We start from the raw sequence: 4,305 nt of genomic DNA, 5'->3' as shown, positions 1-4,305 counted from the left end.
TTCGTTTCCTCCACCTCGCTCTTGCCGAAGGTGAAGATCCTCTTGATGAAACCCATTGCCATTCAGGAATTCCGCATAAATCAGGCCGCAGCCATCTGTTTTACCTGCATCGTCAGATGCTTGCCATTGTGGCCGGTGATTTGGACCGGGACAAGCGCGCGCGGTGTGAGGCCGGCTGCATCGACGAGCGTGAAGTTCTCGGTGTGGGCAAGCCCGTTGTTCTCGACCAGGATCGCCTGTTCGCTGCCCACCATGCCGTCAAGGTGGCGTGCGTAGAGCGTTGCGCCGACAGCGCGCAGCCTTGCGGCGCGCTCCTTGACCAGGCCGCGGTCGAGCTGCGGCATGCGTGCCGCCGGCGTGCCGGCACGTGGGCTATAGGGGAAGACGTGCAGATGCGCGATGCCGCAATCCACGGCGAGACGCGCGGCATTCTCGAACATCTCTTCCGTCTCGGTCGGAAAACCGGCGATCATATCGGCGCCGAGGCTGATGTCGGGGCGCAGCCGGCGCACTTCGTCGGTGAAAGCGCGCGCGTCGGCGCTCGAATGCCGGCGCTTCATGCGCTTGAGGATCATGTCGTCGCCATGCTGCAGCGACAGATGCAGATGCGGCATGAAGCGCACCTCGTCGGCGATCAGGTCGAAGAGGTGGCTGTCGGCTTCGATGCCGTCAATCGAGGACAGGCGCAGGCGGCGGATCTCCGGCACCTGCTTCAACAGTGTTTTTGCCAGCAGGCCGAGCGTTGGTGTGCCCGGCAGGTCGGCGCCGTAGCTGGTCGCATCGACGCCGGTCAGGACGATCTCGCAATAGCCCGTCTCGACCAGCTTGCGCGCCTGGTCGACGACGGCGCCCATCGGCACGGAACGGGAATTGCCGCGGCCATAGGGAATGATGCAGAAGGTACAGCGGTGGTCGCAGCCGTTTTGCACCTGGATGAAGGCGCGCACGTGGCCGTCGATGTGCTTGACCATCTGCGGGGCGGTGGCGCGCACGCTCATGATGTCGTTAACGCGCAGCTTTTCTTCCGCCGATACGCCAAAATCGGGCAGCGAACGGTAGGAAGCGCTCTTGAGTTTTTCCTCGTTGCCGAGCACGGCGTCGACCTCGGCCATTTTGGCAAAGGTTTCCTTTTCCGTCTGGGCGGCGCAGCCGGTGACGATGATGCGGGCATGCGGGTTGTCGCGGCGCGCGCGGCGGATCGCCTGGCGTGCCTGGCGCACGGCCTCACCGGTGACGGCGCAGGTGTTGACGAGGATGGCGTTGTTGAGCCCGGCCTTCTCGGCTTCCGCCCGCATCACTTCGGATTCGTAGGTATTGAGACGGCAGCCGAAGGTTATGACCTCGACGCCGCTCAAAGCGCCCGCGCTCCGCTCGCCTCGGCTTCGTCGCGCTGCCAGGTGCCGGTGGTCGGGTTCAGCGTGCCGGACCATTCCCATTCGGCAGGGCCGGTCATCACGACATGATCGTTGCTGTCCAGCCATTCGATCGTGAGTTTTGCCGGGGCGGGCGCCGAGGAGACGTCGATCGTTACCTTGCGGCCGGTGCGGCCGGTGCGTGCGGCGCTGACGGCGGCGGCACAAGCCGCCGAACCACAGGCAAGCGTCAGCCCGGCGCCGCGCTCCCATGTGCGGGTGCGCAGCGACGAAGGTGAAAGCACCTGCGCCAGTGTGATGTTGGCACGCTCGGGGAACATCGGATGGTTTTCGAGCAGTGGGCCAAAGCGGTCGAGATCGAAGGACATCGGATCCTTGTCGACCCAGAAGATCGCATGCGGATTGCCCATCGACATGGCCGAGGGCGAATGCAGGACAGGATTGTCGATGGGGCCGATCTGCAGCTCGATGCGGCTCGTGTCGGCAAACTCTTCGGCAAGCGGGATCCTGTCCCAGGCAAAGACCGGCGTGCCCATGTCGACCGATATGGTGCCGTCCTCGTGCTCCCTGGCATTCAGGATGCCGGCGATGGTCTGGAAGGTGAAGGCCTTCTTGCCGGTTTCCGCCGCAAGCGCCTGGACGACGCAGCGGGTACCGTTGCCGCAGGCCTGGGCCATGGAACCGTCGCAATTGACGATATCGATCCAGGCGTCCGTGCCTTGGGCCTTCGGGTCGTGGATCGCCATGATCTGGTCAAAGGCGGTTGCCGGATCGGCATTGAGCGCGATCGCGGCCGCCGGCGCTACCCGATCCTTCCGGCCGCGCATGTCAACGACGAGGATCTTGTTTCCAAGCCCGTTCATCCTGGCAAATGGCACGTTGTCGGTCATGTGGCGATGGTCCAAACCGGCCCGCCTCTAGCGGGCACCCTTCATTTGGGCTGTATATGGCTGAAAAGCCCGGAAATTACCAGTGCCGCGTTCATTCTCGGGCCGGCGCGAGGGCAGGCACCTCGAAAACTTCACCTGGGCGCAACGGCCGGAAACGGCTGCGGGCGATGCCGGCCGCATCCAACGCCCGCTCGAGTGCCTGTCGCGGCTCGTCCACCCCTTCGTCGGTCAGGCGAAAGGTGCCCCAGTGATGGCCGGCAACATGGGCTGCTGCGCAATCGATCATGCCGCGGACTGCCTCTTCCGGGTTCTGGTGCTGGTCCTGCATGAACCAGCGCGGCTCGTAGGCGCCGAAAGGCAGATTGGCGAGACGGAAGGGCCCGTGTTTTTCGCGGGCCGCGCGATAGTTGATGCCGTCGTGAAAGCCGGTGTCGCCGACGTGGTAGATCTTGCCCGCCGGCGTCTCCAGAACGAAGGCTGCCCAGAGCGCCATGCGCCGGTCGCGCGAGCCGCGGGCCGACCAGTGATGGCAGGGTTCTGCGTGAAGAACGATGTCGTCACCGCAGTCCAGCCGGTCGCTCCAGTCAACCACGTTGATCTCGGCATCGGGAACGGCACGGCGGATGATCGTGTCGTTGCCGAGCGGGGTGACGATCCTTGGCCCATGTTCCTCGTGAAGGGCTGCCAGCGTTTCGACGTCGAGGTGATCGTAGTGATTGTGGGTGACGAGCACGATGTCGATCGGCGGCAGGTCGTCGAGTTCGATGCCGGGCGGGTTGCGGCGCTGCGGGCCGGCAAAGGCAAAGGGGCTGGCGCGATGCGACCAGACGGGGTCGGTCAGGATGTTGACGCCGTGCACCTGGATCAGCAGCGTCGCGTGGCCGACCATGGTGACGCGCAGCCGTTCGCCTTCGACACTGATCTCGGGCTTTGCCTGTGCGAACGGACTTGGATTGTGTGCCGGCCAGCGAACCTTGCCGCCGCCGAACTGCCAGCGCAGAAGGTCGGCCGCACCCTTGGGCGGCTTGCCGCCGGGATTGAAGAAACGGGCGCCGTCGAAATGATCGGTGACGGGTCCTTGATAGTAGGGGTTCGGCGTCTTCTTCATGCAGAGCCTTTGAGCGCGATATCGTCCGTGATTTCGTCAGATGGGGCGCCGGCGCCTGCTCTGGAAGGCCGGAACTTAACAAAATCTTGAAGGTAGCAACTGGATTGCTATCTTGATCCCATGCTTGTCCGATTCGATCCGCAGGAACGCCTCTACAAGACCCTCAGGCTAGTTCGCTCCATCCATCTCAACATGCAGCGCTCGGCAGAGCATATGCTCGACGGCGCCGGCATATCCGTGGCGGAGCGGGCGGTGCTGGAGCTTTTTTGCGAACAATCGCTGACCGTGCCAGATGCGGGGCGGCGCCTGTCGATGAAGCGACAGTTCGTGCTTCGCGTCGTGACGGGGCTGATCGAGAAGAAGCTGCTTGAGACGCGGCCGAACCCGGAGCACCGGCGCGCCTATCTCTGCGCCCCGACGGTCGCCGGACGAGAGCTCTTCGAGGAGATCCATCGCCGCGAGGTCGAACTGCTGCACGCCATGCTCGGCGACATCAATCAGACGGAAACCGTGGCGGCGCTGCGCGTCATGACGCGCGTCGCGGCTGCGTTCGAAGAGTTGGCAGGTGAACTCGACGCAGCGGCTGAAGAGGCGCCCTGACGGCGTATTTCCCCGCCGTCCTTGACTTTTACTGAGCTTTCCTGTTTATCCCGGCCAATTCCTTCGCAAGCTCAAGACTTCGAAGCCGCCGACCGGGTCCCGTAAAGGTGTAAAGAGAACCCGGAGGTCAACATCCGACAGCGCGTTGCGCCCTCGGGTGGTTTTTGGCTTTGCGCCTTGTTTTCCTGGCGAAGGAACCCACGTTTCCGGCGAGTTGATCGCCACCGGAAACCAGAAGGAAGTGAGAATGTTCGAGAGCCTCCAGGACCGCCTTGGTTCCATATTGAATGGACTGACCGGCCGCGGCGCATTGTCGGAAGCCGATGTTTCCGCT

General features: G+C 63.7%; 4 protein-coding genes and 1 pseudogene. 2 read left to right on the top strand and 3 right to left on the bottom strand.

From position 1 onward, the window contains the following. Positions 1-80: 80 nt before the first annotated feature. The 3 genes from mtaB to VGO04_RS11960 form a co-directional block, all read right to left on the bottom strand. Positions 81-1,355 (bottom strand): tRNA (N(6)-L-threonylcarbamoyladenosine(37)-C(2))-methylthiotransferase MtaB, encoded by a 1,275-nt coding sequence (mtaB, locus tag VGO04_RS11970; RefSeq protein WP_327496177.1) that lies wholly within the window; start codon positions 1,353-1,355, stop codon positions 81-83. After that, positions 1,352-2,263: a diaminopimelate epimerase gene (gene dapF / locus VGO04_RS11965; protein ID WP_327496176.1), complete on the bottom strand. Its 912-nt coding sequence runs from the start codon at positions 2,261-2,263 to the stop codon at positions 1,352-1,354. The genes mtaB and dapF overlap by 4 nt, the downstream gene beginning before the upstream one ends. A gap of 91 nt (positions 2,264-2,354) precedes the next feature. After that, a complete protein-coding gene (locus VGO04_RS11960; protein ID WP_327496175.1) occupies positions 2,355-3,371 on the bottom strand; it encodes an MBL fold metallo-hydrolase in 1,017 nt (338 codons plus the stop codon). 120 nt (positions 3,372-3,491) lie between these two features. Between VGO04_RS11960 and VGO04_RS11955 the strand changes: the two genes are divergently transcribed. Continuing rightward, positions 3,492-3,971, top strand: coding sequence for a MarR family winged helix-turn-helix transcriptional regulator (locus VGO04_RS11955; protein WP_327496174.1), 480 nt, complete (start codon positions 3,492-3,494; stop codon positions 3,969-3,971). Positions 3,972-4,116: 145 nt separating this feature from the next. Then, positions 4,117-4,305, top strand: a pseudogene (locus tag VGO04_RS11950) (signal recognition particle protein); the annotation flags it as partial.

The sequence above is a fragment of the Ensifer sp. genome, from assembly GCF_035999185.1.
Taxonomy (GTDB): Bacteria; Pseudomonadota; Alphaproteobacteria; order Rhizobiales; family Rhizobiaceae; genus Ensifer.
Note: the sequence above shows the minus strand (reverse complement) of the source record. Positions and strands in the feature narration are given on the sequence as shown.